17 protein-coding genes are annotated in these 19,705 nt (G+C 73.4%); 10 read left to right on the forward strand and 7 right to left on the reverse strand.

Going from position 1 to position 19,705, the window contains the following annotated elements; all coding sequences use genetic code 11:
• Window positions 1–45: 45 nt before the first annotated feature.
• The 9 genes from QC282_RS07865 to QC282_RS07905 all read left to right on the forward strand — a co-directional run bounded on the left by QC282_RS07865 (window position 46) and on the right by QC282_RS07905 (window position 9,249).
• Complete coding sequence (locus QC282_RS07865) at window positions 46–786, forward strand: hypothetical protein (RefSeq protein WP_279548505.1); 741 nt, start codon at window positions 46–48, stop codon at window positions 784–786.
• A 74-nt stretch (window positions 787–860) separates the two neighbouring features.
• On the forward strand, window positions 861–2,078 hold the full coding sequence (locus tag QC282_RS07870; protein ID WP_279548654.1) for an ATP-binding protein: 1,218 nt from the start codon (window positions 861–863) through the stop codon (window positions 2,076–2,078).
• 143 nt (window positions 2,079–2,221) lie between these two features.
• Window positions 2,222–2,686, forward strand: a complete 465-nt coding sequence (locus tag QC282_RS07875; protein WP_279548506.1) for an SH3 domain-containing protein — start codon at window positions 2,222–2,224, stop codon at window positions 2,684–2,686.
• A gap of 43 nt (window positions 2,687–2,729) precedes the next feature.
• Window positions 2,730–4,091, forward strand: coding sequence for an FtsW/RodA/SpoVE family cell cycle protein (locus QC282_RS07880; protein ID WP_279548507.1), 1,362 nt, complete (start codon window positions 2,730–2,732; stop codon window positions 4,089–4,091).
• 98 nt (window positions 4,092–4,189) lie between these two features.
• Window positions 4,190–5,668, forward strand: a complete 1,479-nt coding sequence (locus QC282_RS07885; protein ID WP_279548655.1) for a penicillin-binding transpeptidase domain-containing protein — start codon at window positions 4,190–4,192, stop codon at window positions 5,666–5,668.
• Window positions 5,669–5,955: 287 nt separating this feature from the next.
• Window positions 5,956–6,894, forward strand: coding sequence for a diiron oxygenase (locus QC282_RS07890; RefSeq protein WP_279548508.1), 939 nt, complete (start codon window positions 5,956–5,958; stop codon window positions 6,892–6,894).
• Window positions 6,895–6,944: 50 nt separating this feature from the next.
• Window positions 6,945–7,598, forward strand: a complete 654-nt coding sequence (locus tag QC282_RS07895; protein ID WP_279548509.1) for a TetR/AcrR family transcriptional regulator — start codon at window positions 6,945–6,947, stop codon at window positions 7,596–7,598.
• A gap of 10 nt (window positions 7,599–7,608) precedes the next feature.
• Window positions 7,609–7,923 carry a hypothetical protein gene (locus QC282_RS07900; RefSeq protein ID WP_279548510.1) on the forward strand — a complete coding sequence of 105 codons (315 nt, stop codon included), beginning with the start codon at window positions 7,609–7,611 and terminating at the stop codon, window positions 7,921–7,923.
• Window positions 7,924–8,025: 102 nt separating this feature from the next.
• Window positions 8,026–9,249, forward strand: coding sequence for an NlpC/P60 family protein (locus tag QC282_RS07905; protein WP_279548511.1), 1,224 nt, complete (start codon window positions 8,026–8,028; stop codon window positions 9,247–9,249).
• Here QC282_RS07905 and QC282_RS07910 read toward each other — a convergent pair.
• From QC282_RS07910 to QC282_RS07930, 5 genes are read right to left on the reverse strand one after another with little or no spacing between them, the layout of a single operon-like run.
• Entirely contained in the window at window positions 9,213–10,475 is a 1,263-nt protein-coding gene (locus QC282_RS07910; RefSeq protein ID WP_279548512.1) for a styrene monooxygenase/indole monooxygenase family protein, read from the reverse strand. The genes QC282_RS07905 and QC282_RS07910 overlap by 37 nt on opposite strands.
• Window positions 10,476–10,488: 13 nt before the next feature.
• Window positions 10,489–11,127 carry an ATP/GTP-binding protein gene (locus QC282_RS07915; protein WP_279548513.1) on the reverse strand — a complete coding sequence of 213 codons (639 nt, stop codon included), beginning with the start codon at window positions 11,125–11,127 and terminating at the stop codon, window positions 10,489–10,491.
• Window positions 11,108–11,527 (reverse strand): DUF742 domain-containing protein, encoded by a 420-nt coding sequence (locus tag QC282_RS07920; protein WP_279548514.1) that lies wholly within the window; start codon window positions 11,525–11,527, stop codon window positions 11,108–11,110. The genes QC282_RS07915 and QC282_RS07920 overlap by 20 nt, the downstream gene beginning before the upstream one ends.
• The gene (locus QC282_RS07925) at window positions 11,524–12,027 is read right to left on the reverse strand and encodes a roadblock/LC7 domain-containing protein (protein ID WP_279548515.1); all 504 of its coding nucleotides are present in this window, start codon (window positions 12,025–12,027) and stop codon (window positions 11,524–11,526) included. Before QC282_RS07925 ends, QC282_RS07920 begins: the two co-directional genes overlap by 4 nt.
• A complete protein-coding gene (locus tag QC282_RS07930; RefSeq protein ID WP_279548516.1) occupies window positions 12,024–14,984 on the reverse strand; it encodes a nitrate- and nitrite sensing domain-containing protein in 2,961 nt (986 codons plus the stop codon). The genes QC282_RS07925 and QC282_RS07930 overlap by 4 nt, the downstream gene beginning before the upstream one ends.
• A gap of 356 nt (window positions 14,985–15,340) precedes the next feature.
• Between QC282_RS07930 and QC282_RS07935 the strand changes: the two genes are divergently transcribed.
• On the forward strand, window positions 15,341–16,138 hold the full coding sequence (locus QC282_RS07935; RefSeq protein ID WP_279548517.1) for a protein phosphatase 2C domain-containing protein: 798 nt from the start codon (window positions 15,341–15,343) through the stop codon (window positions 16,136–16,138).
• 4 nt (window positions 16,139–16,142) lie between these two features.
• Here QC282_RS07935 and QC282_RS07940 read toward each other — a convergent pair whose 3' ends face one another.
• Window positions 16,143–16,592, reverse strand: a complete 450-nt coding sequence (locus QC282_RS07940; RefSeq protein ID WP_279548518.1) for a MarR family winged helix-turn-helix transcriptional regulator — start codon at window positions 16,590–16,592, stop codon at window positions 16,143–16,145.
• Window positions 16,593–16,881: 289 nt separating this feature from the next.
• Window positions 16,882–19,305 (reverse strand): endopeptidase La, encoded by a 2,424-nt coding sequence (lon, locus tag QC282_RS07945; protein WP_279548519.1) that lies wholly within the window; start codon window positions 19,303–19,305, stop codon window positions 16,882–16,884.
• Between the last annotated feature and the right edge of the window lie 400 nt (window positions 19,306–19,705).

A 19,705-nucleotide genomic window follows, 5' to 3' on the forward strand; every position in this document is an offset into this window, starting at 1 on the left:
CGAATAAGGTGGACGGGCCTGTCGTCGCCGATTCCCTGGAGCACCGTGCCCTCGCGCGTCGCCCGCCGCGTCACCGCCGCCGCCCTGCTGTGCGCGGCGGTCGCCGCGTGCGGTGACGCCGGTGGTCTTGAGGGGGCCGGGCCGACGCCGACCGCGGTCGGTCCGGCGCGGCTGTGGCCCGGGCTGACGCCGGCGTCCAGTCCCGGCTGGGACTACGACGAGGCGGAGACGGAGGTCGTGAAGGGTGTGCGCGTCCCCGGGGACGACATCCGCGGGGCCGACCCGGTCGCCGTCGTACGGGCCGAGATCGCGGCCCACCCCGAGGACTACGCCGGGGCGAGGGCGCCGTACCGCGAGACGGCCCGGCTGTTCCGGGACTGCGGCGGTCCGGCAGGTGCCGGGCGCCCGGCGTGTCCCCTGCTGGAGCCGTACTACCGGGATCTGACCGGTGACGGGCGCGAGGACATGACGCTGGGCTTCCGGTTGCTGCCGGCGAAGATGACGGCCGTACGGGTCTACACGGTGGACGACCGGCACCGGCTCGTGCGGGTCATGGAGAACGACGACGCGGTGAGCGCCGTCGAACTGGCCGGGCGGTCGGTGATCATCCGGGCGCCGTCGGAGGTGCCGGGGTACGAGTACCGGCTCCAGTGGACCTGGGACCCCGACCAGCGGGCGATGCTGCTCACGCACGACGAGATGCTGCGCACCGGCGGCCGGCAGCGCCCCGCCCGGCCCTCGCAGTCCCCCTCCCCGTCCCCCTCCCCCGCGGCGGGCGCCCCGTGAGGCGGCCCCGTCGGTCGGTCCTTCCCGGTTGGGCGGGCGCGCTCGCGGTGCGGGCGGCGGTGTTCATCACGGTGATGTGCTGTGCGCTCGCCGCGCTGCTCGGCGTCCTCGTGCACGTGTCGGTGACGGGCCAGACCGTCGGCCAGGCCCGCGACCTCGCGCTCACGCGGCTGTCGGAGGCCACCGCCGCGTACCAGGCCGGCGACTCCCCCGGGCCCGGTGCCCGGGTCGATCCGCCGGGGCTGCCGGCGTCGCTGCGGGCGCTGGCGGTGGGCGGGGAGCGCGGCACGATGGTCGCGCGGCACCACGGGCGGCCCACGATGTGGGCGGCGGGGCCCGTGGACGGCGGGCGGGCGCTGGCCGTGGCGGTCGACTACTCGCAGCAGGCCCGCACCATCGACGGCCTGGACCGGGCCATCCTGTGGTCGTCGGCGCTCGCGATCGGGGCGACGGTGCTGGTGGGCGCGTTCGCGGTGACGCGGGTGACGCGGCGGCTGCACGCCACGGCGCGGGTCGCGCGGCGGATCAGCGCGGGTGACCTGGACGCGCGGGTGGGCGATCCGCGGGCGGAGCAGGGCTCGGCGCGTCCGCAGGACGAGGTGGCCGCGGTCGCCGCCGCCCTGGACTCCATGGCGGCGTCGTTGCAGGGCAAGCTGCTGGCCGAGCAGCGGTTCACGGCGGATGTCGCGCACGAACTGCGGACGCCGCTGACCGGGCTGCACGCGGCGGCCGAACTGCTGCCGCCGGGCCGCCCGACGGAGCTGGTGCGGGACCGGGTGGCGGCCCTGCGCACGCTCACCGAGGACCTGCTGGAGATCTCCCGGCTGGACACCGGCCGGGAGCGACTGGACGTGGACACGGAGCACCTCGGCCCGCTGGCCGAGCGGGTGGTGCGGGCGTCCGGGGGCGGCGCGGAGGTCAGGGTCGTACGGGACGCGGCGGTGGAGACGGACCGGCGGCGGCTGGAGCGGGTGCTGGGCAACCTCGTGGCCAACGCGCGCCGGCACGGACGGGCACCGGTGGTGGTGACCGTCGACGGCCCGGTGGTCACCGTGCGGGACCACGGCGACGGATACCCGGACTACCTGCTGAAGCACGGACCGCAGCGCTTCCGCACCGAGGGAGGCGCCAAGGGCCACGGCCTGGGCCTGACGATCGCGCGGGGTCAGGCAGAGGTACTGGGAGCGCGACTGACCTTCACGAACGCCGAGGACGGCGGCGCGGTGGCGACGCTGCTCCTGTCGACACGGCACCCGCAGCCGGACCCGGACGCGCCACCAGGGACGAGCTGACCGTCCACCGGCCCCCACCCCTTCTCCTCTTCTCCTCGCCCCCTCCCGATGGCGCAGCGTGGCGGGCGCGGCACGGTTGGCGACCATAGCGTGAGCGATTAGTGAGGTCTTGTTCCTCTTCGCCCGCACATGGAGGTACTCCCATGTCCCTGCGTTCCCGCCTTGCCATAACAGCCGCCGTCGGCATGCTCGCCGCCTCGGCCGCCGCCACGCCCGCCGTCGCGACCGACGACTGGAGCGACGGCACGAGCACCAGCAGCAGCGCCGACGGTACCGGTGGAGGCGACGGCCCCGGCAGCGCCGACGCCCTCGGCTCCGGCGGCGACGGGGGCGGTCACCACGGCCACCACGACGGCCACGGCACCCACAAGCAGCGTTACTACAAGGGCGTCGTGACGGCCCGCACCCTCCCCCTGCGCAGCGCCCCGAACCGCGGTTCGCAGATCATCCGGTACGCCCACAAGGGCGACATCGTCAAGATCTTCTGCAAGACCGGCGGCGAGACGGTCGACGGCAACCCGCTGTGGTACCTCCTCCCGGACGGCACCTGGGCGTGGGGCTCGGCCCGTTACATCGACAACATCGGTCCCGCGCCGCGCTGGTGCTGATGTCCGAAGGACACCACACGCCCTCTTTGGGTAGGTTCCGGGCATGAGCAAGGCCGGAACGACCCTGGCGACGGCGGAGCCGCAGGCGCCCGCCGTCCGCCTCCCCCGACGCCGCGGCGTCGAACTGGCCCTCATCGTCCTGGCCGTGTTCCTCTCGGTGTACGGCTACTGCGCTGTCGGCCTCGCACGGCAAGGCTCCGTCCCGCCCGGCGCCGCCGGTTACGGCGCCGGGCTCGGCGTGCTCGCGCTGCTGGCGCATCTCGCGGTGCGCCTCAGGGCCCCGTACGCCGATCCCCTGCTGCTGCCGATCGGCGTGCTGCTCAACGGACTGGGGCTGGTGCTGATCTACCGGCTCGACCTGGAGACGCCGGGCGACCGCGGCGCCCCGGCCCAACTGGTGTGGTCGACCCTCGGCGTGGCCCTGTTCATCGGTGTCGTCCTGCTGCTGCGGGACCACCGGGTGCTCCAGCGGTACGCGTACGTGTGCGTCGCGGCGGCGCTGGCCCTGCTCACGCTGCCGATCTTCTTCCCGGCGGTGAACGGCGCCCGGATCTGGATCCGGGTCGCCGGCTTCTCCATCCAGCCCGGCGAGTTCGCCAAGGTGCTGCTGGCGGTGTTCTTCGCCGCGTACCTGGCCGCCAACCACAACGCGCTGGCGTACGCGGGCCGCCGCGTCTGGTTCGTGCAACTGCCCACCGGACGCGTGCTCGGCCCGGTCCTCACCATCTGGCTGCTGAGCGTCGGCGTGCTGGTCCTGGAGCGCGACCTCGGCACCTCGCTGCTGTTCTTCGGCCTGTTCGTCGTCCTGCTGTACGTCGCCACCGGCCGCACCGGCTGGATCGCCGTCGGCCTGCTGCTGGCGTCGCTGGGCGCGGTCGCGGTGGGCTGGCTGGAGCCGCACGTGCACGGCAGGGTCGAGGACTGGCTGCACCCGTTCGCGTCGATCGAGGCGGGCCGGGGCCCGAACCAACTGGCGCAGTCCCTCTTCGCGTTCGCGGCCGGCGGGATGCTGGGCACCGGACTGGGACTCGGACACTCGGTGCTCATCGGGTTCGCGGCCAAGTCGGACTTCATCCTGGCCACGGCGGGCGAGGAGCTGGGCCTGGCGGGACTGTCCGCGATCTTCCTGCTGTACGGGCTGCTGGTGGAGCGGGGCTACCGGGCGGGCCTGGCGCTGCGCGACCCGTTCGGCCGGCTGCTCGCGGTCGGGCTCTCCTCGCTGGTGGCGATCCAGGTGTTCGTGATCGCGGGCGGGGTGACGGGGCTGATCCCGCTGACCGGCATGGCGATGCCGTTCCTGGCGCAGGGCGGTTCGTCGGTCGTCACCAACTGGGCGATCGTGGCGCTGCTGGCCCGCGTGAGCGACTCGGCCAGGCGCCGGCACGACGAGGGACCCGGGTCGTGACCGTACGGCGGGCCACCCGCGCCCCGATCCGCCGGGACCGCGCCGCGGCCGGCGGCGTCACCGTGACCGGGGACGGCGCCATGACCGGGGACGGCGCCATGACCCGGTACATCCGGCACGCCGGGGTGTTCTGCGCGCTGCTGCTGGTGGCGCTGCTGGTGAACGCGGCCCGCGTGCAGGTGGTGCAGGCCCCCGCCCACGACGCCAATCCCGCCAACCGGCGGCAGGACATCGCCCGTTACCAGGGCCCGCGCGGCGACATCCTGGTCGGCGGGCGGCCGGTGACCGGCTCCCGCGACACCGCCGAGCAGCTGCGCCACGAGCGGACGTACGCCGACGGCCCGCTGTACGCGCCGGTCACCGGCTTCGCCTCGCAGCTGTACGGGACGTCGCTGCTGGAGCGGGCCGAGGACGGGGTGCTGTCCGGCTCGGACCCGATGCTGGCGCCGCTCCCGCTGTGGAACGACCTGACGCGGGGCCGCAGTTCGGGCGGCGACGTGGAGACCACGATCAACCCGGCGGCGCAGCGCGCGGCGTTCCGGGGGCTCGGCTCCCGCAAGGGCGCGGTGGCGGCGGTGGAGCCGGCGACGGGACGCATCCTGGCGCTGGTGTCGGCGCCGTCGTACGACCCGCAGGTTCTGTCCGGGAACGGGGCGACGGCCGCGCGGTCGTGGGCGCGGCTGAACGGCGACGGTGACAAGCCGATGCTGAACCGGGCGGTGCGGCAGACGTATCCGCCGGGTTCGACGTTCAAGGTGGTCACCGCGGCGGCGGCGCTGGACGCGGGCGTGATCAGGGACCTGGACGCGCCAACCGACTCCCCCGCCCCGTACACCCTGCCGGGGACGACGACGCGGCTGACGAACGAGGCGGACGGCTGCGTGGACGCCTCCCTGCGCGACGCGTTCACGTGGTCGTGCAACACGGTGTTCGCGAAGCTCGGCGTGGACGTGGGCGTGCGGGACATGTCGGCGACGGCGGAGGCGTTCGGCTTCAACGACGGCGGGCTGGGGATCCCGTTCCCCGTCGCGCGCAGCACCTTCGACACGTCGGTGGACGACGCGCAGCTCGCGCTGTCGTCGATCGGGCAGTACAACACGCGTGCCACGCCGCTGCAGATGGCGACGGTCGCGGCGGCGGTCGCCAACGGCGGTCTGGTGCGGACGCCGTACCTCGTGGAGCGGACGACGCGGGCGGGCGGGGAGACGCTCCGGACGGCCGGTGCGCGGCCGGTGCGGCAGGCCATGCACCCGGCGACGTCCGTGCGGCTGAGGAAGCTGATGCGGGACGTCGTGGAGCGGGGCACCGGCCGGAACGCGGCGGTGCGCGGCGCGACGGTCGGCGGCAAGACCGGCACCGCCCAGCACGGCATCGGCAACGCGGGGACGCCGTACGCCTGGTTCGTGTCGTGGGCGCAGGGCAACCGCGACATGGAGCCGAAGGTGGCGGTCGCGGTGGTCGTGGAGGACGCCTCGGCGCGCCGCGGGGACATCACGGGCGGCGGGGTGGCGGCGCCGATCGCGCGCGCGGTGATGGAGGCGGTGCTCGGCACGCGGCCGGGCCGGGCCGGCCGCTGAGCCGAGTCGCTGCCCGGTCGCCGGCGGTTCGTGGGGCCGGGTCGCTGAGCCGGGTCGTAGAGCCGGGTCGTAGAGCCGGGTCGTAGAGCCGGGTCGCTGGGCCGGGGACGTCTCGTCGCGGGGTGGCCCGGCCCGCCCCATCGGCATGGCCGATGCCGTCGTTCCGTGCGGCCCCGGGTGAACAAGTCGTGCGCGGGGGATTGACGGGCTTGCTGACAGGCAGTCTCATAAGGGAAGTGAACCGCCGGTAACCCAGACACGCCCCCGCACGACGAGGTGGAACCAGCATGACGACCCTGACGGAAGCCGACGCGCTCGAAGGGCTGCGCGACGCGCTCGGCCTGCTCAAAGACCGGGAGCAGGTGGCCGAACGGCTGCTCGACTCTTCCGCCAAGCACTCCTTCGACCCGGACAAGGAGCTGGACTGGGACGCGCCCTTCGAGGAGGGCAAGTGGTTCTGGCCGCCGGAGCTGGTCTCGCTGTACGACACTCCGCTGTGGAAGCGGATGAGCGAGGAGCAGCGCATCCTGCTGTCCCAGCACGAGGCCGCCGCGCTCGCGTCCCTCGGCATCTGGTTCGAGATCATCCTGATGCAGCTGCTGTGCCGGCACATCTACGACAAGGCGGCGACGAGCGCCCACGTCCGGTACGCGCTCACCGAGATCGAGGACGAGTGCCGGCACTCGAAGATGTTCGCGCGGCTCATCTCGCGCGGCGGGACGCCCTGGTACCCGGTCAGCCGCGTCCACCAGAACCTCGGCCGGCTGTTCAAGACCATCTCCACCACGCCCGGCTCCTTCACCGCGACCCTGCTCGGTGAGGAGGTCCTGGACTGGATGCAGCGCCTGACCTTCCCGGACGAGCGTGTCCAGCCGCTGATCCGCGGCGTCACGAAGATCCACGTCGTGGAGGAGGCGCGGCACGTGCGCTACGCCCGCGAGGAGCTGCGCCGCCAGATGGTGACGGCGCCGAAGTGGTCGCAGGAGTTCACCCGCGTCACCTCCGGCGAGTTCGCCCGCGTCTTCTCGGTCGCGTTCATCAACCCGGACGTGTACACGAACGTCGGTCTCGACAAGCGCGAGGCGATGGCGCAGGTCAAGGCCAGCGTCCACCGCCGCGAGGTCATGCAGAAGGGCGCCAGGCGCCTGACCGACTTCCTGGACGACATCGGCGTGCTGCGCGGCGTCGGACGCAAGCTGTGGCAGTCGTCGGGCCTGCTGGCCTGACCGCACCCGTGGGCCGGGGCGGGGCGGGCGGCACCGGTTACGCTGCGGTCATGACCCCGCAGGCCGCCAGCCCCGCCTACCGCCGGCTCAGCGTGGAGGAGCGCCGCAGTCAGCTCCTCGACGCCGCGCTGTCCCTCTTCGCGCACCGCGACCCGGAGGACGTCTCCCTGGACGACGTGGCGGAGCGGGCGGGGGTGTCACGTCCCTTGGTGTACCGCTACTTCCCGGGCGGCAAGCAGCAGTTGTACGAGGCCGCCCTCAGGTCCGCCGCCGAGGAGCTGGAGCAGTGCTTCGACGAGCCCCGCGAGGGCCCGCTGCTCGACCGGCTCTCCCGCGCCCTGGACCGCTATCTCGCGTTCGTCGCCGACCACGACACCGGCTTCAGCGCCCTGCTGCGGGGCGGCAGCGTCGCCGCGACCTCCCGCACGAGCGCCATCGTGGACGGCGTGCGGCGGGCCGCCGCCGAGCACATCCTCAGCCATCTCGGCGTCACCGAGCCCGGCCCCCGGCTGCGCATGACGGTCCGCATGTGGATCACGGCCGTCGAGGCGGCGTCCCTGATCTGGCTCGACGAGGGCAAGCAGCCGCCCTCCGACGAGCTGCGGGACTGGCTCGTGGAACAGTTCCTGGCGGTGCTGTCGGTGACCGCGCGCCGCGACCCGCAGACCGAGGCGCTGGTCCTGGCGCTCGCCGGGGATGTCTGACACTGGTGGCGTGAAGAGCGAAGACACCCCGTTCGAGGGCGGCCCCATGGACGGCCGGGTGCTGCCGGTGCTGACCGGCATGACCGGCCACCCGCCCAAGACCTACCGCATCCCCGTACCGGACCCCCGCGGCGGCCCACCCACGGTCCTCGTCTACCGGCGCGTGCCCCGGGACCCGGACGGACGCGTCGGGCTCACCCGCCGCTGGAAGTACGCGTACGACCCCGGGGGCGCGGGCGGCGGCCGCCCGAAGTGGCCGTGGTCCAGACCGGCACCCCGGCCGGACGCCACGCCGGGCGGCAAGCCGGAGGACACCGACGGGTGACGGGGTTGCGCCGAACCGCGCACACTCGGCGCGCGGCCCGCGCGGGCACGGCAGATGCTCGCGGTGCGGAGCGGAGAAGCCGCCCGCACCGGAGGTGATGACGTGTCAGGAAGGCTTCTGCGTCTGGTCTGTGCGGCTGCGGTGGCGACCCAGGCCGTCCTCGTCGCCGTCCCGGCGGCGGCCGAACCGGAACCGGTGGAAACCGGCGAACAGTCCGCCACCGAGCCGGTACCGGACGAATCCGGCGGACAGTCCCCGGCCGAGGCGGAACCGGCCGAGCCCGGTGAGCGGTCCGTGGCCGAGCTGCTGACGGACCTTCAGCGGCTGTACCGGGACGCCGAGCGGGCCACCGAGGCGTACAACGCGACCGAGGAGAAGCTCAGGCAGCGGCGCGCCGAGACCGCGCGCCTCGAACGCGAACTCGCCCGCGCCCGGCTGAGACTGCACGACAGCCGCACCGCCGCCGGACGGCTGGCCCGCCAGCAGTACCAGAGCAGCACCGACATCTCGCCCTACGTACGGCTGCTGCTGGCCCGCGATCCGCAGCGCGCGCTCGACCAGGGGCATGTGATCGGGCAGGTGGCCCGCGGCCGGGCCGAGACGGTGGACCGGCTCACCGGCAGCGAGCAGAAGGCGGACGAGCTGGCCCGCAAGGCACGCAAGGCCCTCGACGACCAACTCGTCCTGGCCGAGCGGCGGAAGAAGGAGCGGGACGACGTCCGGCGGCACCTGAAGGACGTCGAGGAACTGCTCGCCTCGCTCACCGCCGACCAGCTCGCCGAGGTCGCGAAGCTGGAGAGGGACGGGATCGCGAAGGCGCAGGAGCGGTTCGTGGCGTCCGGGGCGCTCAGCAGCGTCGGGCGGCCGACGGCGGCCGGCGAGCGGGCGGTGCGCTTCGCGGTGCGGCAGATCGGCAAGCCGTACCAGTGGGGCGCCGAGGGGCCCCGGGCGTACGACTGCTCGGGGCTGACCTCCGAGGCCTGGGCGCACGCCGGCCGGTCCGTGCCGCGCACCAGCCAGGAGCAGTGGGCGCGGCTGGAGCGGGTCCCGCTGCGGGAGCTGCGGCCCGGCGACCTCGTCGTGTACTTCCCGGAGGCCACGCACGTCGCCCTCTACCTCGGCGACGGCATGGTCGTGCAGGCGCCGCGGCCGGGCGCGAGGATCAAGGTGTCGCCGATCGCGGCGAACCCGGTGCTGGGCGCGGTACGCCCCGACCCGGGCGGGGAGCCCGTGGCGCACTACGCGCCGCCGGAACTCCCCGAGGGTGCCACGGACGGATCGGACGAGGGCTACGCGCCCGCCGCTCCGGAGACCTCCATCAGGTAGGCCTGGGTCTTCTCGGGCTCGTAGAAGAAGTTCTCGAAGTCGGCCGGGTTGTTGAAGCCGTTGGCGAAGCGGTCGGCGACCGCCTGGATCTCGCCGCCCGCGCCGATCAGGTTCAGGACGTGCTCCGGCGGCGGGGCCAGCATCGTGTTCGTCCACTTGGTGACGTGCTGGGCCGTGTCCCAGTAGCGGGCGAAGGTCTGCTCCATCCAGGCCTCGTCGAACGGCTTGTCGCCGTGCTCCAGGATCGAGGCGAGGTAGGCGGCGGCGCACTTGGACGCCGAGTTGGAGCCCTGGCCGGTGACCGGGTCGTTCGCCACGACGACGTCGGCGACGCCGAGCACCAGGCCGCCGCCGGGCAGCCGGCCGACGGGCTTGCGGACGGTGGGGGCGTAGCGGCCTGCGAGGGTGCCGCCCGCGTCGGTCAGTTCGACCTTGGTGGCCCGCGCGTACTCCCAGGGGACGTACCGCTCCATGAGTTCCAGGGTCAGGGAGAGGTGCTCCGCCGGGTCCTTGACGCCGTTGAAGACGTCCAGCGGGCCGCCGGGTATGCCCTCCCAGAACAGGATGTCGGCGCGGCCCGAGGTGGTCAGGCACGGCATGACGAACAGCTCGCCGACGCCCGGCACCAGGTTGCAGCGGACGCCCTCGGTGTCCGGGTGCTCCGGACGCGGGGCGAGGCCGTGCACGTAGGCGACGGCGAGGGCGCGCTGCGGCTCGCTGTACGGGGAGCGCTCCGGGTCGCGCTCGAACATCTGGACCAGCTCGCCCTTGCCCGCGGAGACGAGCACGAGGTCGTAGGCGCGGGAGAAGTAGTCGAGGTCGCCGACCGCCGCGCCGTGGATGACGAGCTGGCCGCCGCGCTGCGCGAACGTCTCCATCCAGCCGGCCATCTTCACGCGCTGGTCGATGGACTGCGCGAACCCGTCGAGGTGACCGAGCCAGTCGATGGCGCGCTGGGCGGGTCCCTCGGCCCACGAGCCGGGTGCCGCGACCGAGACGCCGAGTCCGCGGATCTTCGGGGCCTGGGACTCCCAGAAGTTCAGCTGGAGGTCGCGCTCGTGCTGCAGCGCCGTGTGGAACATGCACTGCGTCGACATGACCCGTCCGGCGCGGATCTCGTCCGCGGTCCGGTTGGACATCAGGGTGACCTCGTACCCCTGCGACTGGAGTCCGAGGGCGATCTGGAGGCCGGACTGACCGGCTCCGACGACGAGTATCTTCCGCATGCGGGTGGTTCTCCTACTCGGGGGTTTCGTCGAGCGCGTGACCGACGAGGGCCAGGAGGGTCTCGATCACCGAGATCCGGCGGCGCGCATCCATGATCATTACAGGTACGTGCGCCGGGATCGTCAGCGCCTCCCTGACATCCTCCGGCTCGTACAGCCGACTGCCGTCGAAGTGGTTGACCGCGACGACGTACGGCAGCCCGCAGCTCTCGAAGTAGTCGAGCGCGGGGAAGCAGTCCTTCAGTCGACGGGTGTCGGCCATCACGACGGCACCGATCGCGCCGCGCACCAGGTCGTCCCACATGAACCAGAACCGCTGCTGGCCCGGCGTGCCGAACAGGTAGAGCACCAGGTCGTCGTCGAGCGTGATGCGGCCGAAGTCCATGGCCACCGTGGTGGTCACCTTCTCCGGCGTGGCCGTGAGGTCGTCGGTCTCCTCACTGGCCTCGGTCATCAGCGCCTCTGTCTGCAGAGGCGTGATCTCCGAGACGGCGGAGACCAGCGTGGTCTTGCCGACGCCGAAGCCGCCCGCCACCACGATCTTCGTCGCGATCGGGGCCCGGGCCCGGTCCGCCTGCCAGGGCTGCAACGGCTCGTCGGGTTCGACGAGTGGGGAGACGCCAGCAGCGGCGTCAGAGACGACGGAGTCCACTCAGCACCCTTTCCAGCAGAGCGCGGTCCGGCCGGCCCGCGCCATGGCCGGTCCCGGTCCCGTACACACGGATTTTTCCCTGGTCCGCGAGGTCGCTCAGCAGCACGCGGACCACACCGAGCGGCATTTTGAGCAACGCGGCGATCTCGGCCACCGTGCGCATCCGGCGGCACAGTTCGACGATGGCCCGCATCTCCGGCATCACGCGGGAGGTGAGCGTACCGTTCGTCAGCTCCCGGCGTTCCTCGGGGGCTTCGAGAGCCGCCGTGCTGGCCACGAACGTCTCCACGAGCAGCACGTGCCCGAAGCGGGTGCGGCCACCGGTGAGCGAATAGGGGCGGACGCGGGCGGGTTTGCGCTCCCCGCCTCGTTTGGGGAGGTTGTGCTTGGGACTGCTCATCGGTCACTCCCCGTCGACTCGGACTCCAGGGATTTTCGGAGCTCGCTGCGGAGTTCGGGCGTCAGGACGTGTCCGGCGCGGCCCACGAACAGGGCCATGTGGTACGCCACGACACTCATGTCGCAGTCCGCGGAGCCGTGCACGCCGAGCAGCGAACCGTCGCTGATCGACATGACGAACAGGCTGCCCTCCTCCATCGCCACCATGGTGTGCTTGACGGAGCCGTAGTCCATCAGCTTGGCGGCGCCGATGGTGAGGCTGCCGATGCCGGAGACGATGGTGGCGAGGTCCGCCGCCGAGCCGCGTGGGCCGCCGGCCCGGTCGCTGCGTACCTCACGTGCCTCGGCGTTGCGGCCGGGGTCGGAGGACAGCAGCAGAAGTCCGTCGGAGGAGACCACCGCGACCGAGAGGAGGCCGGGCACCTCCTCGACGAGGTTTGTCAGCAGCCAGTGCAGATTGCGGGCCTCGCTGCTCAGTCCGAAGGTACTGGGCGCTGTCAACTGCTTGCCTCCTCGACGGTGCCCCCGTTGGCTACTTCGGATTCCGCTGGTTCCGACGTCGTTCCAGCCATCGGCGCCTTGGTGTGGGTGGTCTGTTCGGCGATCTCCGCCTCCACGTCACGGCGCCCGGCCTCCGCGCCCTGGCGGAACCCGCCCAGGCGGCGGCGCAGCGCGTCGGCGTCGACGGTGCCCGTGCGCGGTCGCGGTGCCGCGGCGGGCGCGCTGATCTTGGGGGTCCGCTTGGGCAGCCCCTTCTCGGTGACCCGCTCCTCGGACTCCTCGCCCTGGTCGGAGGCGCGCTCGTGCGTGTCGGGCCCGATGGCGTACGGGTCGGGGGTGGCGGCCGGGGCCGCCGGGGGCTCGGTGCGGGTCTGGCCCGGGACGAACGCGGCCGCGGGGGCCTCGCCGTCCGGCCGCGGGGCGGCCTCCGTGCCCGGGGAGACCGCGTCGCTGGTGCCCGTGCCCGTGGTCGTGGGCGCGGCCGGGGTGACGGTCTGGACCTCGGGGAGCAGCAGCTCCATGGTGGTCTCGGCCGGGCTCTCGGGGACGGGGTCACCGGCGTGGGCGTCCGGTCCGTCCTCGGACTCGTCGCGGGCGGGGGTGCCGCCGGGGGCGGGCGCGGGCGGGGTCCGGTCGGCGCCGGCCGCCTCGGCGTCGGCGTCCTGCCCGGCGTCCTGCTCGGCGCGCTGCCGGGTGGCCGCCTCCGACCGCTCCACCGCCCGTTCCGCCAGCGCGACCAGGGGGTCTCCGTCGCCGCCGACCAGGCGGCCGGGGATCGTGTTGGAGTTGGCCTCCGCGTCCGCGCCGGGCAGGGCGACGGGGTGGCTGCCGCCGGCCGGGGTGGACAGCTTCGGGGCGCCCGGCGCCGCCAACAGCCCCTTGGGCAGCACGACGACCGCCGCGACGCCGCCCTGCTTCTGCTCGCGCAGTTGCACCCGGGCGCCGTGCCGGTGGGCGAGGCGGGCCACGACGTAAAGGCCGAGTCCGAGACCGTCGTCGTCCTCGTGGTCGTACGGCGCTTCCGGGTCGAAGTCGGCGAGGCGGCTGTTGAGGCGCTCCATGCGCTCGTCGGTCATGCCGATGCCCTCGTCCTGGACGGAGAGCATGACCTCGCCGTTCTCCAGGAGCCAGCCGGAGACCTCGACGGGCAGGTCGGGCGGGGAGAACGAGGTGGCGTTCTCCATCAGTTCGGCCAGCAGGTGGGAGAGGTCGTCGGCGGCGAAGCCCGCCACGTGCGCGTGCGGCGGCAGCGCGGCGATGCGGACGCGCTCGTACCGCTCGATCTCGCTGACCGCGGCCCGGACGACGTCGACGAGCGGCACGGGGCTGGAGCTGTGGTGGACGTGCTCGGTGCCGGCGAGGACGAGGAGGTTCTCGCTGTGCCGGCGCATGACGGTGGCGAAGTGGTCGAGCTTGAACAGCGTGGACAGGCGCTCCGGGTCCTGCTCGCGCTCCTCCAGGCTCTCGATGACGGAGAGCTGCCGCTCCACCAGGCCGAGGGTGCGCAGCGCGAGGTTGACGAAGGTGCCGCCGATGCTCTTGCGGACGACGTCCAGCTGGGCGGCGGAGGCGGCGAGTTCGGCGCGCAGTTCCTCGCGGGCGTCGGCCATCTTCTGCCGCTGGCCGACGAGGTGCTTGCGGTCGGCCTCCAGGGTGGTCACGCGCTCGGCGAGGGCCACGGCCCGCGCGTGCAGGGCGTTGACGGAGCGGACGGCCTGGGCGAACTCGTCGTTGCGGCCGGTGAAGGCGACCGGTTCCTCGGCGGCCGGGTCCTCCGCCTGCGCGAGCCGGGCCGAGCCGCGGCGCAGCACGGACAGCGGGCGCGTGAGGGTGCGGGCCATGCCCGTGGCGATGCCGATGGTGAGCAGCATGAGGGCGCCGAGCAGCGCGATGCGGATCTCCAGCGCGGTGACGTCGTCGTCGCGCAGCTGGGCGAGGTCCTTGGTGCGCTTCTCGTAGAGGGCCGACTCCACGCCGCGCATCAGGTCGACGCGGGCGGACAGCGCGGCGTCCAGCTTCTTGGTGCTGGTGGCGAGTTCGGCGTCGGAGAGGGTCGGCTCGTCGGTGAGGTCGGCGAGGTACTTGTCCGCGGAGTTGACCTCGGGGCCGGTGATCGTGGAGTCGTACGAGGCGCGGGCGGACTTCGGGGCCGTGGCGTGGAAGTCGGCGAGCGCGGCGGCCGAGCGCACGTGGGCCTGCCGGGCGGCGGCGGTGAGCGCGTCGCGCTGCTTGGCGTCGGCGTCGGAGGAGGCCGTGACGGGCAGTCCGGTGACCGGGTCGATGACGGTCCGGGTGCCGCGCGGCACGCCGAGGGCGGCGAGCAGCAGGCCGCGGGCGGAGGCGGCCTGCTGGACGGCGGAGTCCAGTTCGGCGAGGGCGTAGGCGCTGGAGCCCGCGCGCGGCGGCATCCGCTCGGCCAGCTGCTCGGCGAGCCGGTGCAGTTCGTTGATGGCGGCGGAGTACGCCTGGTGCGCCTCCAGGGCGGTGCTCTTGCCGGTGAGGGCCGCCCGCCTGACGGTCGCGATGCCGTCGAGGTCGGCGCGGAGCGAGGCGGGGGTGTCGGGGTCCGCCCGCAGCTCCTCGACCTGCCGGTCGACGCGGGCGCCGCGCTGCTCGGAGGGTGCCTTGGCCTCGGGCCGGCCGGCGGCGACGTAGGAGGTGACCTCGTCGCGCTCGTCGGCGAGGGAGTGGGCGAGGGTGAGGGCGTCCTGGGTCTGCTCGGCGAGCGTCACCAGGTCCTGGGAGTCGCTCAGCTGTCCGGACGCCGCGACGACCGAGGGCGCTCCGGCCCCGGCGATCGCGGCTGCCACCACCGCGACGGCGACGATGAGGCGGTTGCGTACGTGGGTCGGACGCCCCTTCCCCACGGGCGTGTTGGGGGTTTCCTCACCGCTTCCCGCGGGGGCCGTCTGCTTGCCTGTGCGACGAGGCCGCGTCTTCTGCACCGGTGCTCGCATTCCTGACTCGTGTACCCATGGGCCCGGGTGACGCCCCGTCAACCGGCGCGTACCCCCGGTACATTTCCCGACCCTCCCAGCGCCGGTGGGCAGTGCACGCGCATCACCTGACCCGCCACCCGAAGGAGTGAACCCCGGACGGGAGTTGGGGGGCAAGTTCCTCCGGCTTGTGCAGCGGCCCTTGTCGGCGGGCCGGTTGGACGTCTGCGGCGGGCGGTGGCAATATTTGCCGCCGCCGATTCCCGGAGTGCAGCATTCCCCCGCAAATCAGACCTCTGACCTGCACGGGTGTGCCGTTTCGGCAACTGTCGACACCACTTTGCGGACGTTGTGAAGGGCTGGTGCAGACTGGCCGGATGCGTACTGAACTCGTCTCGCAGCCCGGCACCCCGGACCGCCCCAACGAGGACTTCGCGAGCGTCGGACTACCGGCTTCCGGGCAGGGCGGTTCGGTCGTCGTGCTGGACGGGGTGACGCCGCCGGCCACCGGAACGGGGTGTCTGCATTCCGTCCCCTGGTACACGGCGCGCCTCGGTGGAGCCCTGTCGGAAATGACTGTTTCGCTCCCTGATGTACCTCTGGTCGAGGTCTTGGCCCGTGCCATCGCTCGTACCGCTGCCACGCACGGCGAAACCTGTGACCTTTCTCACCCTCGTACGCCGCAGGCGACGGTGGTTCTGGCCCGCTGGTCCCCGGCCGCGGTCGAGTACCTGGTGCTGTCCGACTCGGCGCTGCTGGTCGAGTCCCCGGACGGCGCGGTGACGGCCCTGCTGGACGACCGGCTGGCCCGCCTCCCGCGCTCGGCGCTGGCGACGGACGCCCTGGTGGACGCCACGGTCCGGAACAAGGAGGGCGGCTTCTTCACGGCCGCCGCCGACCCGTCCGTCGCCCGGCGCGCGGTGACCGGCACCCTGCCGCGCGAGGAGGTCCGCTCGCTGACGGCGCTGACGGACGGGGCGGCGCGGTGGGTGGAGACGTTCCGCGAGGGCGACTGGGCGGACTGTCTCGCCCTGGTGCGCAAGGAGGGTGCCCAGGCCCTGGTGGACCGGGTGCGGGAGCTGGAGCGGGCCGACCGGGAGCGGCGGGAGTTCCTGGGGCGCGCCAAGGCGCACGACGACGCGACCGTCGTCCACGCGGAACTGGCGGCCCGGTAGGGCGTCACTTCTCCATCTGCCGGTTGAGCTCGTGCAGCAGCCGGGCCAGCTCCGTGACCTCGTCGGGGTCCCAGTGGGCGAGGCGGCCGGCGTAGCGGGCGCGCCGGGCCTCACGGACCCGGCCGACGCGGGTGCGGCCCTCGGGGGTGAGCTCGACCAGCCAGGCGCGTCCGTCGGCCGGGTCGGGCTCGCGGGCGACGAGGCCCAGCTCCTCCAGGGCGCGCAGCTGCCGGGACATGGTCGCCTTGCCGACGCCGATGTAGGCGGCGAGGTCGGTGGCGCGCTGCTTGCCGCACTCGTCGAGCCGCACGAGCAGGCCGTACGCGGACGGCTCCAGGTCGGGGTGGACCTCGCGGGCCATCTCTCCCTGGTTGGCCCGGGCGCGGCGCAGCAGGACCGTCAGCTCGCGCTCCAGTGCGAGGAACGCGGGCTGGTCAACGCCGTTTCCGGCCATCCCCGACCGGTCTCTGCGTCCTTCGCCGTTCCCGTCTCCGTGCACGTCAGCCCCTGCCTCGGTTTCCGCTACTGAAAGTTTCCGCCCTGTGCGGCCGTCACCGCAGCTCCGCAGTATTTCGCAGGTCGAGACCAACGGCGGCGGGAGGGTGCCCGCAGCGCGTCGGGCGCGCTCGCCCCCGGCCGCCGCCGGTCCCGCGCGACGGCGAAGGCCCGGGCCTCGGTCACTGGCCCGGGCCTTCGCCCCTCGTCCGGTCACCGCGGGCGCACCCCGCCGGCGACCGCGGTGGTCACACCGCGACCGGTACCTCCGGCGTCGCGCCGCTCGTGGCCGGGGACAGGGCGAGTTCCAGCACCTGGCGGACGTCCGTCACCGCGTGGACGTCGAGCTTGTCCAGGACCTCGGCCGGGACGTCGTCCAGGTCGGGCTCGTTGCGCTTGGGGATGACCACGGTCGTGACGCCCGCCCGGTGCGCCGCGAGCAGCTTCTGCTTGACCCCGCCGATCGGCAGCACCCGGCCGGTCAGCGAGACCTCGCCGGTCATCGCGACGTCCGTGCGGACCAGGCGGCCGGAGAGCAGCGAGGCCAGCGCGGTCGTCATCGTGATGCCGGCGCTCGGGCCGTCCTTGGGGACCGCGCCCGCCGGGAAGTGGATGTGCACGCCCCGGTCCTTCAGGTCGCCGACCGGCAGTTCCAGCTCGGCGCCGTGGCTGCGCAGGAAGCTCAGCGCGATCTGCGCCGACTCCTTCATCACGTCGCCCAGCTGGCCGGTCAGGGTCAGGCCCGAGGCGCCCGTCTCCGGGTCGGCCAGCGACGCCTCGACGTAGAGGACGTCGCCGCCCGCCCCGGTGACCGCGAGGCCCGTCGCCACGCCCGGCACCGCCGTGCGCCGCTCGGCCGGGTCCTGCGCCGACTCGGGCACGTGGTGCGGCCGGCCGATCAGACCGCGCAGGTCGTCCGCGCCGATGGTGAACGGCAGTTCCCGTTCGCCCAGTTCGTGCTGGGCGGCGACCTTGCGCAGCAGCCGGGCGAGGGAACGCTCCAGGTTCCGCACGCCCGCCTCGCGCGTGTACTCGCCGGCCAGCCTGCGCAGCGCGGCCTCGTCGATCGCGACCTCGTCCGCGCCCAGGCCGGCCCGCTCCAGCTGACGCGGCAGCAGGTGGTCGCGGGCGATGACGATCTTCTCGTCCTCGGTGTAGCCGTCCAGGCGGACGATCTCCATGCGGTCGGCGAGCGCCTCCGGGATCGCCTCCAGGACGTTGGCGGTGGCGAGGAAGACGACGTCGGACAGGTCGAGCTCGACCTCCAGGTAGTGGTCCCGGAAGGTGTGGTTCTGCGCCGGGTCCAGCACCTCCAGCAGGGCGGCCGCCGGGTCGCCCCGGAAGTCCGAGCCCACCTTGTCGATCTCGTCCAGCAGCACGACCGGGTTCATCGACCCGGCCTCCTTGAGGGCGCGGACGACCCGGCCGGGCAGCGCGCCGACGTACGTACGGCGGTGGCCGCGGATCTCGGCCTCGTCGCGGACGCCGCCGAGGGCGACCCGGACGAACTTGCGGCCCATGGCGTGGGCGACGGACTCGCCGAGGCTGGTCTTGCCGACGCCGGGCGGGCCGACGAGGGCCAGGACGGCACCGCCGCGCCGGCCGCCGACGACGCCGAGGCCGCGCTCGGCACGCCGCTTGCGCACCGCCAGGTACTCGGTGATCCGCTCCTTGACGTCCTCCAGGCCCGCGTGCTCGGCGTCGAGGACGGTCTTGGCGTTCTGGATGTCGTACTGGTCCTCGGTCCGCTCGTTCCACGGCATCTCAAGGACCGTGTCGAGCCAGGTGCGGATCCAGGAGCCCTCCGGCGACTGGTCGGAGGCGCGCTCCAGCTTGTCGACCTCCTTCAGGGCCGCCTCACGGACCTTCCCGGGCAGGTCGGCGGCCTCGACGCGGGCCCGGTAGTCGTCGGACTCCTCGCCCTCCTGCTCGCCGTTGAGCTCGCGCAGTTCCTTGCGGACGGCCTCCAGCTGACGGCGCAGCAGGAACTCGCGCTGCTGCTTGTCGACGCCCTCCTGGACGTCCTTCGCGATGGACTCGGCGACGTCCTGCTCGGCGAGGTGGTCGCGCAGTTGCTGGGTGGCGAGCTTCAGACGGGCGACCGGGTCGGCGGTCTCCAGGAGCGCCACCTTCTGTTCGGTCGTCAGGAACGGCGAGTAGCCGGAGTTGTCGGCGAGGGCGGACACGTCGTCGATGGCCTGTACGCGGTCGACGACCTGCCAGGCGCCGCGCTTGCGCAGCCAGGCGGTGGCGAGGGCCTTGTACTCCTTGACCAGTTCGGTGACGTGCCCCGGCAGCGGGTCCGGCACGGCCTCGTCGACCGTCGTGCCCTCCACCCACAGCGCCGCTCCCGGGCCGGTGGTCCCGGCGCCGATCCGCACGCGGCCGCGGCCACGGATCAACGCGCCCGGGTCGCCGTCGGCCAGCCGGCCGACCTGCTCGACGGTGCCGAGGACACCGATGCCGGCGTACGTCCCGTCGACGCGTGGCACCAGCAGCACCCTGGGCTTCCCGGCTTCCGACTTGGCGGCGGCCTGCGCGGCCTCCACCGCGGCACGCACCTCGGAGTCGCTCAGGTCCAGCGGGACCACCATCCCGGGCAGGACCACGTCGTCGTCGAGCGGCAGCACGGGCAGGGTGAGCGGTGTGAACTCCGTGGACTCAGCAGCCATGATCTCCCCTTCGGCAGTCAAGTTGAGCTATGCCGACTCAATGCTGGAGAGTCGCCGATTGTTCCGGAAGCCGGGCACTGTTCGCTGTGAGCGATCACGCGGGCGCCGCGACGTCACCGCCCTCACCCGTTCCGCTTCCTGATGGACCGGCTCGGCAGCGCGGACGACCGCGTCACCGACGAGGTCCTGTCGGCACCCTGGTACCTGGCGGCTGTCGCCGTCGCCGTCTTCGGTTCCGGCGAGGGCCTGTGCCCGGCGCTCGCGGCCCCGCTCGACGTGGCCTTCGGGCGGGCCCGCGCCGAGGGGCGGCTGCCGTCCAACTCCCGCGTCCGACAGCGGCGGTGGGGCGCTCCCGGCCCGACGTCCCCGACGACACCGAGGCCCCGGTGTTCCCGTACGG

The organism is Streptomyces sp. DH24 (genome assembly GCF_029813775.1).
GTDB lineage: Bacteria > Actinomycetota > Actinomycetes > Streptomycetales > Streptomycetaceae > Streptomyces.